Origin of the sequence: Shewanella sp. Pdp11, from assembly GCF_002838165.1 — a bacterium.
In the GTDB taxonomy this organism is placed as follows: domain Bacteria; phylum Pseudomonadota; class Gammaproteobacteria; order Enterobacterales; family Shewanellaceae; genus Shewanella; species Shewanella hafniensis.
In genome coordinates, this window is the sequence record NZ_CP015194.1 from 2,830,255 (window position 1) to 2,843,696 (window position 13,442).

11 protein-coding genes and 1 tRNA gene are annotated in these 13,442 nt (G+C 45.3%); 8 read left to right on the plus strand and 4 right to left on the minus strand.

What is annotated here, in order from left to right; all coding sequences use genetic code 11:
- Positions 1-30: 30 nt before the first annotated feature.
- Positions 31-501: a ribonuclease HI gene (rnhA, locus tag AYJ58_RS12540; protein WP_006081489.1), complete on the minus strand. Its 471-nt coding sequence runs from the start codon at positions 499-501 to the stop codon at positions 31-33.
- A gap of 70 nt (positions 502-571) precedes the next feature.
- Between rnhA and dnaQ the strand changes: the two genes are divergently transcribed.
- From dnaQ to AYJ58_RS12560, 4 genes are all read left to right on the plus strand, one after another.
- On the plus strand, positions 572-1,300 hold the full coding sequence (dnaQ, locus tag AYJ58_RS12545; RefSeq protein ID WP_106650381.1) for a DNA polymerase III subunit epsilon: 729 nt from the start codon (positions 572-574) through the stop codon (positions 1,298-1,300).
- Between the two features lie 10 nt (positions 1,301-1,310).
- Positions 1,311-2,684, plus strand: coding sequence for a TIGR03503 family protein (locus AYJ58_RS12550; RefSeq protein ID WP_106650382.1), 1,374 nt, complete (start codon positions 1,311-1,313; stop codon positions 2,682-2,684).
- Positions 2,685-2,973: 289 nt separating this feature from the next.
- A tRNA-Asp gene (locus AYJ58_RS12555) sits at positions 2,974-3,050 on the plus strand.
- A 275-nt stretch (positions 3,051-3,325) separates the two neighbouring features.
- Positions 3,326-5,317 (plus strand): cation:proton antiporter domain-containing protein, encoded by a 1,992-nt coding sequence (locus AYJ58_RS12560; protein WP_198555447.1) that lies wholly within the window; start codon positions 3,326-3,328, stop codon positions 5,315-5,317.
- A 126-nt stretch (positions 5,318-5,443) separates the two neighbouring features.
- Here the strand turns inward: AYJ58_RS12560 and fadE are convergent, their stop codons facing one another.
- Positions 5,444-7,891 (minus strand): acyl-CoA dehydrogenase FadE, encoded by a 2,448-nt coding sequence (gene fadE / locus AYJ58_RS12565; protein ID WP_106650383.1) that lies wholly within the window; start codon positions 7,889-7,891, stop codon positions 5,444-5,446.
- A 243-nt stretch (positions 7,892-8,134) separates the two neighbouring features.
- Here fadE and AYJ58_RS12570 point away from each other — a divergent pair, with 243 nt between their 5' ends.
- Complete coding sequence (locus tag AYJ58_RS12570) at positions 8,135-8,914, plus strand: class II glutamine amidotransferase (protein WP_106650384.1); 780 nt, start codon at positions 8,135-8,137, stop codon at positions 8,912-8,914.
- 267 nt (positions 8,915-9,181) lie between these two features.
- On the opposite strand, the gene AYJ58_RS12575 is transcribed toward AYJ58_RS12570, so the two are convergent.
- Both AYJ58_RS12575 and AYJ58_RS12580 read right to left on the minus strand, forming a co-directional pair.
- A complete protein-coding gene (locus tag AYJ58_RS12575) occupies positions 9,182-9,973 on the minus strand; it encodes a DUF3108 domain-containing protein (RefSeq protein ID WP_106650385.1) in 792 nt (263 codons plus the stop codon).
- A 215-nt stretch (positions 9,974-10,188) separates the two neighbouring features.
- Entirely contained in the window at positions 10,189-10,626 is a 438-nt protein-coding gene (locus AYJ58_RS12580) for an MGMT family protein (RefSeq protein WP_106650386.1), read from the minus strand.
- Positions 10,627-10,921: 295 nt separating this feature from the next.
- On the opposite strand from AYJ58_RS12580, the gene def reads away from it, so the two are divergent.
- The 3 genes from def (at position 10,922) to AYJ58_RS12595 (ending at position 13,369) form a co-directional block, all read left to right on the plus strand.
- On the plus strand, positions 10,922-11,413 hold the full coding sequence (def, locus tag AYJ58_RS12585) for a peptide deformylase (RefSeq protein ID WP_006081499.1): 492 nt from the start codon (positions 10,922-10,924) through the stop codon (positions 11,411-11,413).
- A gap of 254 nt (positions 11,414-11,667) precedes the next feature.
- Complete coding sequence (gene rhlP, locus AYJ58_RS12590) at positions 11,668-12,513, plus strand: rhombotarget lipoprotein (RefSeq protein ID WP_106650387.1); 846 nt, start codon at positions 11,668-11,670, stop codon at positions 12,511-12,513.
- Between the two features lie 229 nt (positions 12,514-12,742).
- Positions 12,743-13,369: a LysE family translocator gene (locus AYJ58_RS12595; RefSeq protein WP_106650388.1), complete on the plus strand. Its 627-nt coding sequence runs from the start codon at positions 12,743-12,745 to the stop codon at positions 13,367-13,369.
- Positions 13,370-13,442: the final 73 nt, after the last annotated feature.

Here is a 13,442-nt window from a genome sequence, read left to right on the forward strand (position 1 = left end):
ACTTAGCTCGTTTAAGTAAGGGCCACAGAGTTAAGGCTGGTAGCCTAAGTCGGGTTGGGTTGGTTTAGATTCTGCCGCAGTGCGAGCTAACACGTCGCAACGTTCGTTTTCGGCGTGTCCTGCGTGGCCTTTAACCCATTGCCAGTCGATAGTGTGCATCTGTGAGGCTTTATCTAATCGTTTCCATAGATCAACGTTTTTGACTGGGGTACGGTTTGAGGTCATCCAGCCTTTTTTCTTCCAGCCATGGATCCACGTCATTATGCCTTGGCGCATATATTGGCTGTCGCTGGTGAGCACGACTTGGCAAGGCTCTTTCAAGCTTTCTAACGCTATGATGGGAGCTAATAATTCCATGCGATTATTGGTCGTGAGCGCAAAACCGTCGGACATCTCCTTTGTATGGCCTTTATAATTCATTACAATGCCATAGCCGCCAGGACCGGGATTGCCTAAGCAAGAACCGTCGGTGAAGATGTGGATCAGTTTTAGTTCAGTCATCAAATTGTTACCATAGCCGGGAATTTCGGCCGAGTATAACCAAAAATTGTCATAAGAAGCGCATAAAAACATGAATATTATCTCTAATGCTAGCCGTCAGGTTATTTTGGACACCGAAACCACAGGTATGAACCAGGGCAGCGGCGCCATTTATTTAGGCCATAGGATCATCGAGATAGGTTGCGTGGAAGTGGTGAACCGTCGTTTGACGGGACGTTATTACCACCAATATATCAATCCTGGGCAAGCAATCGATCCTGAAGCCATCGCCGTTCACGGTATTACTGATGAGCGTGTTTCTAAAGAACCGCGTTTTCATCAAGTTGCCCAAGAATTTATTAACTTTATCGACGGTGCAGAAATCGTCGCCCATAACGCGAACTTCGACGTGAGCTTCATGGATCATGAGTTTTCACTGTTGCAGCCGCGTGGACCGAAAACCGCTGATATTTGTCAGATCCTCGATACCTTAGAAATTGCTAAGTTCCTGCATCCCGGCCAGAAAAACAATCTCGACGCTCTCTGTAAGCGTTACGGTGTGGATACGTCTCGCCGCGAGTACCACGGCGCTTTACTCGATGCCGAGATCCTCGCCGATGTTTATTTGATCATGACAGGCGGCCAGACAAAGTTTAATTTGTCTAACGAAGAAGCGGGGCAGGAAGCGGGGGGGATCCAACGTTTTGATCCGCAATCACTTAATCTTAAAGTGATCGGCGCATCGGCCGATGAATTGACTATGCATGAACAACGCCTTGATTTAGTCGCAAAATCAGGTAAATGCCTCTGGAGAGGATAGAAAAATCATTATGCCGATGTCGTGCCATAAACTTATTTTAGCGCTTTGCCTTGCTGTCACTACACCGCTTGTGAGTGTGACGTCTGTATTGGCCGCCGACCAAGAGCCTGCCCAAAAAGTTGTTAAGTCGCCTAAGGCTGCCCCGATTGTAGGATTGGAGACGGCCTCAGAGCTTAAAAACCGTTTTCGTATTGATCATATGGTCGATAACATGACTTTATTAGTGGAGCGTGAATATGGCTCTGCGCCTGTGGTCATAGTGTTACCCGATGGCAGTAAATGGTACGCCAATCGTCATCCAGCAACCGTTAAGTGGGTTGATGGTATAACGGGCGATATTATTTACATTGAGTCACCACAGCCCGGACCTTGGCAGTTGGTGGGCAAGGTTGTCGCAGGTTCAACCCTTAAGAAGCTCTCTAAACTCGAAATAGAAGTCCAGCCTTTACCACAGCCAATCTTCCAAGGTGAACAAGTTAAAATTGTCGCGCAGCTAATGGGTGACGAGCAGCGTGTGCGTATGCCTGGGTTAGATTATTTAGTCGAATGGACTGCACATTTTGTGAGTAAACATAAGTCGGGCGATGAAAACTTTGCCGCGGGTGACATTATTGTTGGTTCCTATAAAGACAATGGTGAAGATTACGATGAAAAACCCGACGATGGTGTATTTACCAGCAATATCAATATAAAGCAGCCTTGGGGTGATTATGAGTTTGTGGTGCAGGCACGTAATAATGTGTTTGAGCGGCAGATTTCATTCCCGTTTAGATTATCACCGCGGCCAATTAATTTAGAAGTCATTACCCCAGACGATCCGTTAACAGGGCAATGGAAGATCATGTTGCACGTCGATAGTGCTGTGCTGCAACTGGCTGAGACGCATTTTTCCTTTGAGTTGGTGGGTCCTGCTGGCTTACAACTGCCTTTAACGGTGAATGGCCTTACTGAGCCGGACTCTGAATTAGATTTACCGACTGTGACTGAGTTTGGTAGTTATCGTATTAAAGGTTTTGTAGCGACGACAACGATTACCGGTCGAGAAATTGTGCTGGATTTACCTGAGCTATTTTTCAACTTAATTCAGCCACCAGAGCCACCACCGAGCGCCGAAGAGTTAGCTGCTGTTGCTGCACAAAAAGCGGCAGAGGAAGAAGAACTTGCAAAGAAAGATGCGATGTTTTGGATCATCACAATCAACACTATCTTATTAGTCTTGGGCGTGGTGGGATTAATTGTGTGGCGTAAACGCCAAAGTCTAGCGCAGGCCTTAGCTGCCGCTGAGTCACGTTTATTGGAGGAAGCATCGGCGAATTCAGCTGCAGCGCCTTCGTTAGATGAAATCGATCTCACTATGCCAGATGAAGCGGATAAAGACCGATAGTTCGCAGTCACTTAATGTGTTTGATTAATCACTTTGAACTGCGGCGTTTCAGCGATATTTGGGACATAAATCAAGCTCAACTATTGATTTGGTTTTTTTTTAATCAAATGAAAAATATAAGTAAAAAAACGGTTGACGCCCGCAGGGCTCGACCGTATTATTCTTCGCATCTTAAGCAGAAGCCTTAATAAGTCAGTTTGATTATCGTATTTCTGTATTAGCTTCAGCGGCCTGTCACGCTGAGGTTAGCGGGTTTAAAACTCGTCAGATATTAGATATGGAAGAATTTGGAGCGGTAGTTCAGTTGGTTAGAATACCGGCCTGTCACGCCGGGGGGCGCGGGTTCGAGTCCCGTCCGCTCCGCCAAATTAATAAAAAGGCCTTACAGCAATGTAAGGCCTTTTTATTTCTATCTTTTCCATCAAATAATTGCAGCATAAAATCGCTGCAGCTTGCAGTCCATCGCTGTTGCGCCTTGGTTTCACTTAGGTCATGCAGTCTTCGATAAACTTTATAGCGTTTATGCATTTGCTGCTATTGTTAAGCGAAATAGATAATTCCCGAGCCTTTATCATGCTCATGTCATCTATTTCATTCAAGATAATGCGAGCTCATTGTTTTCCTCACCTAAAGGATTTTTTATGGTTGAACAAATTACGGGTATGTTAGCGCTGATTGGAGTGTTATCGCTTTTTTGTCAATGGCTTGGTTGGAAACTACGCTTACCGGCAATTTTGCCCTTACTGCTCTGTGGACTCACCCTCGGCCCCGGACTTGGTTTCCTCAATCCTGATGCGATTTTTGGCAATTTACTCTTTCCGATCATTTCTCTCGGCGTTGCCGTAATTTTGTTTGAGGGCGCTTTGACCCTCAACTTTAAAGAAATCAAAGATCATGGTCGTATGGTGACGCATCTTGTGACCATAGGAACAGTGATAACTTGGGCTTGTATCAGCACGGCCACCTTTTATTTACTCGATTTTAGTTGGGAAATAGCACTCCTCTTTGGCGCATTAGTGGTGGTGACGGGACCGACGGTTATCGTGCCTATGCTTAGAAGTGTGCGCCCTAAATCCCAACTTGCCAGTATTTTGCGCTGGGAAGGCATAGTTATCGACCCCATAGGCGCATTGCTGGCGGTATTAGTTTTTGAATACATAACTGTTTCAGGCGATCCCACGACACATGTGCTCTATGCATTAGGCTCTATGCTTTCGCTAGGATTAGGGCTCGGCGCTGCGGCAGGTTACCTCACAGGGCAAATATTAAGACGCAACCTGTTACCACATTATTTGCGCAATACCGCCGTCTTGACCTTAATGCTGGGTATCTTTGTCGGCTCTAACCTATTACAGGAAGAGTCGGGTTTACTGACTGTGACCGTTATGGGCATTTGGCTTGCCAATATGCGCGGTGTGGATATTGCTGAAATCCTCGAATTTAAAGAAACCTTAACCGTACTGTTGATTTCGGCACTGTTTATTTTATTGGCGGCGCGATTAGATTCTAATGCCATGCTCGACTTAGGTTGGGGTGGACTGGGCGTTTTAGCGGTCACTATGTTGCTAGCACGGCCACTGAGTATTTGGGTTTCTGGTATAGGCACCTCTTTATCGAGGGCTGATAAGTGGTTTTTATGCTGGATTGCACCGCGAGGCATAGTCGCTGCCGCGGTATCGTCATTGTTTGCGATTAAGTTAGAAGCCAACAATGTGCAGGGCGCTGATGCGATTGTGCCCTTAGTGTTTTTAATTATTATCGGCACGGTCGTTATCCAAAGTTTAACCGCGGGACGTTGGGCGCGATTCCTCGGTGTCAAAGCCGATTCTGCCCAAGGTTTATTGATTTTCGGTGCTTCTAAATTTTCCCGTGAGTTAGCTAAAATCTTAAAAGCCAAGGATATCAAAGTGCTATTGGCTGATAATAACTGGGATAACATACGCCTCGCACGCATGGATAATATCCCAGTGTATTTTGGTAATCCCGCATCGGAACATGCTGAAACCTATATGGATTTAACGGGGATTGGCCGCGTGTTGATCATTTCGCCTTATCGACAATTGAACCCTTTAGTGAGTTTCCATTTTCAAGATTTCTTTGGCACTAAGAAGGTCTTTGGCTTAAATAATACCGAAGTCGGCAGTGCGCGCCACCAGCTCTCAGAAAGTTATAAGCAGCGTTTATGTCTGTTTGGTGATGCCGTGTCCTATGCCAAGATAGCAAGCCTAATGGCGAGAGGCGCTCAGCTTAAAGTGACCAATTTAACCGAAAACTTCAGCTTTGAGCATTTCCGTAAGCGTTACGGTGAAACGGCTATGCCACTGGTTTATTTAACCAAGGAAGGTAAGGTCGTTGTAGTGTCTGGCAACGATACTGTATTCCCGAATGGTATTGAGCTCATTAGCCTGCTACCGATTGAAGCCTTAGAAGAAGCCAAAGTACAGCAAGCGATTGCAGAACGAGAAGCACAAGAAGCCCAAGAGAAAGCCGTAGCAGAAGCTGCTTTAGCGAAGATAAAAGCGGATGAAGAGGCTGAACAATTAAGGCTTGTACAGGCTGAAGCTAAAGTGGCTATTGAGGATAATACCGCTGATCCACTTCAAGCTGCAGATGAGACTTTAGCGAAGAGTTAACCTAGGCTGTGATTGGTGTTAGACTCCACTCAGTGATGGAGTAGTTTGAATTGTCATTGGGTCAAGGCATTAAAAAAGGAGGCTGATTAGCCTCCTTTTTTGTGGGTTTAAATCTTACTAAATGGATTACGCTGCGCGTTCCTGTGAAGTGGTAGAAACCACTTCAGGACGCAGTTCAGCTGGGTCAAAGTCATCAACGTTGATTGACTTCATACGACCGATTTCCGCTCTTTCTAGCAAGCTAACTTCATCGTCGCTCAGCACGCCCAGTGCTTTACCTTCAGCGGCAACTTTATCTAACCACATGAAGGGTAGACGTTTACCGCTCGCTTTACAGACTTTGTCATGTAGCGGTTCAGACGCGATGATGTCAAGTAGCGTTTGTTCTTGGATCCCCACAGCATTGTGCTCAGAGTTAGTCCAGAACTGGCCTTTACCTAGACGGTCACGGCTTTCACACGGTGTTTGCATGATCTTAGCAACTTTATGGTCTAACACATCGCTTGGGCGTTTCAGTGGACGACCGAATGGGAACATCACCACGCGTAATGCGCCGCCAAGACCCATAGGGAAGTTATCCAGCAAATCGTCTAACGAGGCTTGTAACTTGTACAGCGCATCTTCAACCGCCCATTGCACTAATGGTAAGTCGTCGGTTTGGCGGCCTTCATCTTCATAGCGCTTTAGCGTGGCAGATGCCAGATACAGTTGGCTCAGTAAGTCACCTAAACGGGCAGAGATACGTTCTTTACGTTTAAGGTTGCCGCCCAAGGTTGCCATGGCTAAGTCAGAGAGCAAGGCAAGGTTGGCACTGAAACGGTTCATCTGTTGATAATAACGTTTGGTTTTATCTGAATAAGGCGCGTTAGAGAAACGGCTTGATGTCAGACCTAACCAGAAGCTACGAATGAAGTTACTGGTCGCAAAACCAATGTGGCCAAAGATGGCTGCATCGAAGTTAGCTAAACCTTGACCCGATTCGGTATCAAATGCTGACTCCATTTCTGCCAGTACGTAAGGATGGCAACGAATTGCGCCTTGGCCGTAGATGATCATAGAACGTGTCAGGATGTTTGCGCCTTCAACGGTAATCGCGATAGGCGCAGCTTGGTAGCCACGACCTAAATAGTTGTTGGGGCCAAGACACACGCCTTTACCACCGTGAATATCCATGGCATCGATAACGCATTTCTGCATTCTGTCTGTCAGGTGATATTTTACAATCGCAGAGATAACCGACGGTTTTTCACCTAAGTCGATACCTGTAGTGGTCAACGTGGTTACCGCATCCATCAGATAAGCGTTACCGCCGATGCGTGCCATTGGCTCTTCAATACCTTCAAGCTTACCGATAGGCAATTTGAACTGACGACGAATGCGAGCATAAGCACCTGTTGCCAGCGCTGCAGTTTTCACACCACCTGCTGAGTTTGATGGCAGCGTGATACCACGACCCACTGATAAACATTCCACCAGCATACGCCAGCCTTGACCAGCCATTTTCGGGCCACCAATGATGAAGCTTAATGGCACAAATACTTCGTTGCCGCGAGTCGGACCGTTTTGGAACATGCAGTTGAGCGGGAAGTGACGACGACCGGTTTCAACCCCTTCCACATCGGTAGGGATCAATGCACAAGTGATGCCGAGTTCTTCTTTATCGCCAAGTAGATGCTCTGGATCGCGCAGTTTAAAGGCGAGGCCTAATACTGTCGCGACAGGCGCTAAGGTGATGTAACGTTTGTTCCAAGTCAGCTTCATCCCCAGAACTTCTTCACCTTCCCATTGGCCTTTACACACGATACCAAAGTCAGGAATCGAGCCTGCATCGCTACCAGCTTCTGGGCTGGTCAGTGCGAAACAAGGCACTTCTAACCCTTTGGCTAAACGCGGTAAATAATGGTTTTGTTGCTCTGGGGTGCCGTAATGTTGCAGCAGCTCTCCAGGGCCTAAAGAATTAGGCACGCCAACAGTTGAAGCCAACTCGCTGCTTAATCCCGCCAGTTTTTGTAACACACGAGATTGGGCATAAGCCGAATATTCTAAACCGCCGTATTTTTTCTTAATGATCATGGCGAAGAAGCCGTGATCTTTCAGGTATTGCCATACTTCAGCGGGTAAATCAGCCAGTTGATGTGATACTTGGTGTTGATTCACCATGCGGCACACTTCTTCAACAGGGCCATCGAGGAAGGCCTGTTCGTCAGCGCTTAAACGCGCAACTGGGTAGTTATGCAGTTTTTTCCAGTTCGGGTTACCCGCAAACAGATCGGCTTCCCACCAAGTGGTGCCGGCTTCAATCGCTTCTTTCTCAGTTGAAGACATTTCCGGCATGATGCCGCGATAAACCTTCATCAGTGGGCGACTGATCACATTTTGTCTAAATGCACTGATATTTAACGGCAAGGCTACCACAAGGAAAACGATCCAAGAGATAGGGCCGACAACATCGAGTGTCCATCCTGCTGTCATCACAACAGCGGCTGCAATAGTGGCAGTGAGCAAAGATACCCGAAGGTAAGCTAGGGCTCCTAGCACTAAGATCATGGCGATGATCCAAAGTAGGGTAGTCACTGTAATTCTCCTTAAATATGACCGAGTGCCAACCACAGGTCATAGAGTGTTTTGTTGATTGCGATCACAATTATAGTTTGTGGTCAGACCTGTGTCGCATAAAAGTTAAACCTAAGACAATTTTAATACAAGTATTTTTCAAACAATTGTTTAAATTATTTGTCGACTTTGATCATTCCACAAATGTCATCAACTAGTTACAATGCCAACAAGTGGATTTTTGATTGATGATAGGCGAGAAATATGTGCGAGTTACTGGCAATGAGTGCCAATGTGCCAACCGATATTGTGTTTAGTTTTACGGGATTAGCACAACGTGGAGGCGTAACCGGTCCCCACGTGGACGGCTGGGGTATTACGTTTTACGAGGGCAAAGGTAGCCGTACTTTTAAAGATGCTTGCCCGAGTAGCGAATCGCATATTGCAAAATTGATCAAATCCTACCCGATTAAAAGTGAAGTGGTAATAAGCCATATTCGCCAAGCGAATCGCGGCTGCGTGTCTTTAGAGAATACTCATCCTTTTACCCGCGAATTATGGGGACGTTATTGGACCTATGCTCATAATGGCCAATTGACGGACTATCTGCCTAAGTTTAACGTCTCGCGCTATCAGAGCGTTGGTGATACTGACAGCGAACTCGCTTTCTGCTGGATTTTGGAACAAGTTGCCCAGAAGTTTGGCGATGCTAAACCTGAAGATATGTTGGCTGTGTTTCATTATGTCGCGACGTTGGCCGAACAAATCCGTGCCTTAGGTGTGTTCAACATGATCTTGAGCGATGGTGAGCACCTGATGAGCTATTGCAGCAATAATTTATGTTACATCACTCGCCGCGCACCGTTTGGCAAAGCGAAACTTATTGATACCGATGTGGTGATTGATTTTGATAAGGAAACTACCGCCCATGATGTGGTGACTGTGATTGCGACGCGTCCATTGACCGAGAATGAACAGTGGCATGTTATGCAGCCGGGTAACTGGAAGCTATTTAGATTAGGCGAGCTGTTAATCGATCTTTGATGTTATCCAACGCATCTTTTAGCAAACAAGGATTAGTGATAGGCCATTAGTAACGAACTTGTTGCAATGAACTGTCAGCTATGAACCATTAGCTATGAGCATTAACCGAACTTAGAGTTCTGGCCCTAGGTTCAGTTAAATACTAGCTCGGTTAGCTATTCATTCGATTCGGTATTAGTACGTTTTGGTTTTATCGGTCTAATTCAGCTAAGGCTTTGTATCATTGAGTTAAGTTGATTTTCTCAACTCAACTCAATGCTTTGCCAGTTAACCTTCCGTCGTGCCGAGCAGTTTTGGTACTTGCGGTTGCTCAGCAATATCTGCCGGGGTGCTTTCTTGGCTCACAACTTCATCGAAGTGATACTTCAGCAACTTGATATCGAGCTGCTTACTGCCTTTTTCAAAATGTGTTAACCGTACGGGCAGGTAGGCTAAATCCGGTGCCATCCAGAAGAAGGTTTGACGTTTTTTATTGTCACGCACCACTTCAATTTTGACTGTGTCGTAACTGCCACTATCGATGTTCATCCGTTCTCTGCCAATGACATGGAACTTATATTCATCCAGTTCGTTGTCTTTGACCATCTTGTAGTCGAGCGCTTCTTTGCCCGAGACCATATCGAGCCTGAATTGCAATTGCACCATTAGTGGATCGAAAATCTCGCCTTCATAGGGGAATTTGCCTTTCTCGTCTTTATAACGGGTATGAATAAAGCCCTGCGCTTTGGCGAACGCGGTTTGTTCTGTGTAATTCGGGCCGACACCTTGACGCTGCTGTAAGTAACGTAAAGGGCTGAGTTGACTATTTTCTTGAGTAAATTCACTCAAGATGTGGCGCACATCGGTTAACAATAACAGGCTAAGATCGCTGTCAAAACGATACTTATACACCCCATCTTCTGGATTGGGCAGGGTGTATTTGGCTTTACCGAGTTCGATATCTCCATAGTTGACTTGGTATTCGGCTGTCTGCGGCGTGAGCGGCGTCGGCGCGGCTATGGCAAACATACTTTGGGTGAGGGCCGTTAAGCTCACTAATAATGTGGGAATGGTACGCAAAGAATGCTCCTTGGGTCGCAGGTTTTCACCTTGTATCACTACAAACGCTCAGTAGTGGTTGATAAAAAAGTGTCGAGTAGCATGCTTACTTACACAGTTCAGGGTAAATCAGTTCAGCGTAAATTAAAAATCGGAGTCGACGGTTAGCAGGTTATAGCCGAGGCCGACACTTCTGTAAATAGCCATGTAAACAGTTTATGGATCAGTATATTAAACTAAAATGGCATTGCCATGACTAAAGTGACTAGATCGGGACGCCACTGGTACTCAGACAAATTAACTTTGCCGCAGTTCACTGTTATCCCTTCGATTCTTAATAATTCCATCTGTTCCTGAAAGGAGACTGAATTTTTCTCGAAGGAGATTTTACCCTGACTATTGAGGACTCTGTGCCAAGGCAGAGACAAATGCTCGGGTGCCGATTTGAGTGCCTTGGACACATAACGTGCTCGCCCCGGTAATCCCGCATAATCGGCAATTTTGCCATAACTGCTGATTTTTCCCTGCGGGATCATAGCGACGATATGCCAGATTTTCGCCATGGGAGACAAGTCCATCGCTTGGGGCTGGTGACTCGCTAAATCCTGCTCATCTTGGCTATCTTTTTCAAGATAGTGATACAGCGGCGATTTGTCTTTTGGAAACGATGTCATTGAATAGTTGGTCCTCAGCTAGATGCGTGTTCATGCTCAGATGATCATGCTTAAAAGGTCATACAGTAAAAATCGTGGGCGACGAGGTTGCGCTAGTGTAACGGCAAAGTCTGGTTTAGCGGAAGATGAGAGGGCATTAAGCACTCAATGGATGATGCATTACTCGGTATTTTTTATCGACTATCTCGATTGCTAACAAAATATTTAAACTGTTTTTAGCTTTAATATTGTGTAAATGGTCAAATAGTCCATAATAGCGCCAATTTTTTTGACTCGATGAGAGAAGATAACTGGCATGGCTGTACTCGATATTTTAACCATTCCCGACGAGCGCCTTAAACGTAAAGCGCAACCTGTAAAAGATATTGAAGCTGTTCAGGGATTTATCGATGATTTAATCGAAACCATGTATCACACGGACGATGGTATCGGTTTAGCGGCAACGCAAGTCGGCAGTACGGATGCAATTATTGTGATCGATTTATCTGACGGTCGCGACCAACCTCAAGTGCTGATCAACCCTGAAATCGTCGAAAAGTCTGGCGAGTTTGTGGGTGAAGAAGGCTGTCTGTCGATCCCAGGTTATCGCGCTAAAGTGTCACGTTTTGAAAAAGTTAAAGTGACCGCCTTAGACAGAACTGGCAAAGCTATCGAAATCGAAACCGATGAGTTTTTAGCCATAGTATTACAGCATGAAATCGACCATTTACATGGCAAAGTGTTTATCGAACATTTATCCATGTTAAAACAACAAATTGCGCTTAAAAAAGTGCGTAAATACGCTTAAGCCTATTGCATAAAAGCGTGCACAAAAAAGTGTATAAGCGTGTGTGACACTACCTGACTAGCCGCATTTTATGATGCGGCTTTTTTGTATCTAAAATTGGTATGTAAAACCTGAGTTTGAATGTCTTTGATTTGATATGTGAACATAACGACTTGTTTTAACTGTAATGAGTGGATAAGGTAGCCAGCAATATCCGCTAGCAATAAGTTCAGTAGCATCATTAGCGGCAGTGTATGGATACGGTAGGGAAACAGATGAAACTTAAGATCATAACCAGCGGCATAATCTCACTCGCAATGCTTTCACTCAGTGGCTGCAGCGCGTTTTTTAACGGTAATACCACAGATAAAAAGGCGGTATCGAGTAGCTTAGTCGAATACTTATATCCAGATGAGAAGAGCCGCCAAGCCCAGCAGCCATCCTTACCTGTACTGCGTTTGCCTATTACCGTCGGCATTGCTTTTTTACCTTCATCCCATTGGCAAGCCGATGCCATGGACAGTCGCGCCCAAGTCGCTTTGCTCAACAAGGTGAAACAATCCTTTATTAAATACGATTATATCGATCGTATTGAAATCATTCCGAGCACCTATCTTAAAAATGGCAAAGGTTTTAATACCTTGCAGCAAGTTGCCCGCCTGCATGACGTCGATGTGATGGCGCTGGTATCTTATGATCAACTGATGCAAAGCCACGAGAACAAATCCGCCATCCTTTATTGGACTATCGTGGGCATGTATTTAATCCCCGGTAATGAAAATGCAATCCAAACCTTTGTAGATACAGCGGTGTTCGATATGCGCAGCCAAAAGATGTTATTTAGGGCGCCGGGCATAAATCAGTTAACTGAAAGTTCAACCGCTGTTGGCGTGACGACAACCCTAAGGGAGAAATCCTATGAGGGTTTTGAGCTGGCGGTGAACGATATGATAGTCAATTTAGACGATGAACTCGCCCGCTTTAAAACTCGGGTTAAAGAAGAGCACGTTGCCACCATAGAACATAAACAAGGTTACAGCGGCGGTGGCAGCTTATCGCTATTGATACTTTCACTACTGGGGATTTTTGCGTTGCGCCGTTTAACGATTTGCCGTGAATAAAAAAATTAAGTGCCAATTAAGATCGTTAAGAATGAGCAAATTGAAGTTTGCATTAAATCAAGACGTGGGCAAAAAGTATATAAAGTTGAGCACAGGCTCTGGTTATCAACTTACTTGTAGTTAACGTTTTGATTTTATTTTTAAAGTGGTTTGTAGAGGCTGTGGTGTTGCGTTGAACACCACTTACGCGGGCGCGATAGGTTACGCGTTTAACAAGGAGAAAAATGAAATGGATTTAAATTCACTAATACTGTTTGCAGTTGCTTGCCTTGCTATCAATCTTATCCCTGGACCCGATGTTATCTACATTGTATCTAACACAATGAAAGGGAAAATGATCAGTGGGCTTAAAGCTGCGATGGGTTTAGGTGTGGGCTATTTTGTTCACACGCTTGCTGCTAGCTTGGGATTATCTGCCATCATTCTCAGTTCAGCTTTGGCTTTTAGTATTGTGAAGTGGTTGGGGGCCGCGTATCTAATGTATTTAGGCATCCAAGCGTTAATATCAATGTGGCGTGGCAACAATCATATTGTGGTTGATGACAATAGCAAACCAAACGGCAACGTATTTTTCCAAGGCATTGTCGTTAGTGTACTTAATCCTAAAGTTGCTTTATTTTTCCTCTCTTTTTTGCCGCAGTTTATTGACCCGTTAGCGGGGTCAACGTCAATTCAGCTGTTAACCCTTGGTCTTATTTTCAGTTTGTTAGCTACCCTGTGTAACGTCCTTTATGCGTCTGCGGGAAGCTGGGTATTTAGTCGGCCCAATTCCCAGCGTTATTCCAGAGCCTTAGAGGGAATATCAGGGGTGTTGCTTATTGGCTTGGCCAGTAAAGTCATGACCAGTGATAGATAGTTTTTTCTTAAGCAGTTTTTCGTAAGAGTTTTTCATAAGCCACCCATTCTAATTTAGCGATGACTCCTTGGTG

Coding starts and splice junctions, on each gene's coding strand:
- rnhA (WP_006081489.1), bottom strand. CDS start 501: ATGACTGAACTAAAACTGATCCACATCTTCACCGACGGTTCTTGCTTA.
- dnaQ (WP_106650381.1), top strand. CDS start 572: ATGAATATTATCTCTAATGCTAGCCGTCAGGTTATTTTGGACACCGAA.
- AYJ58_RS12550 (WP_106650382.1), top strand. CDS start 1,311: ATGCCGATGTCGTGCCATAAACTTATTTTAGCGCTTTGCCTTGCTGTC.
- AYJ58_RS12560 (WP_198555447.1), top strand. CDS start 3,326: ATGGTTGAACAAATTACGGGTATGTTAGCGCTGATTGGAGTGTTATCG.
- AYJ58_RS12570 (WP_106650384.1), top strand. CDS start 8,135: ATGTGCGAGTTACTGGCAATGAGTGCCAATGTGCCAACCGATATTGTG.
- AYJ58_RS12580 (WP_106650386.1), bottom strand. CDS start 10,626: ATGACATCGTTTCCAAAAGACAAATCGCCGCTGTATCACTATCTTGAA.
- def (WP_006081499.1), top strand. CDS start 10,922: ATGGCTGTACTCGATATTTTAACCATTCCCGACGAGCGCCTTAAACGT.
- rhlP (WP_106650387.1), top strand. CDS start 11,668: ATGAAACTTAAGATCATAACCAGCGGCATAATCTCACTCGCAATGCTT.
- AYJ58_RS12595 (WP_106650388.1), top strand. CDS start 12,743: ATGGATTTAAATTCACTAATACTGTTTGCAGTTGCTTGCCTTGCTATC.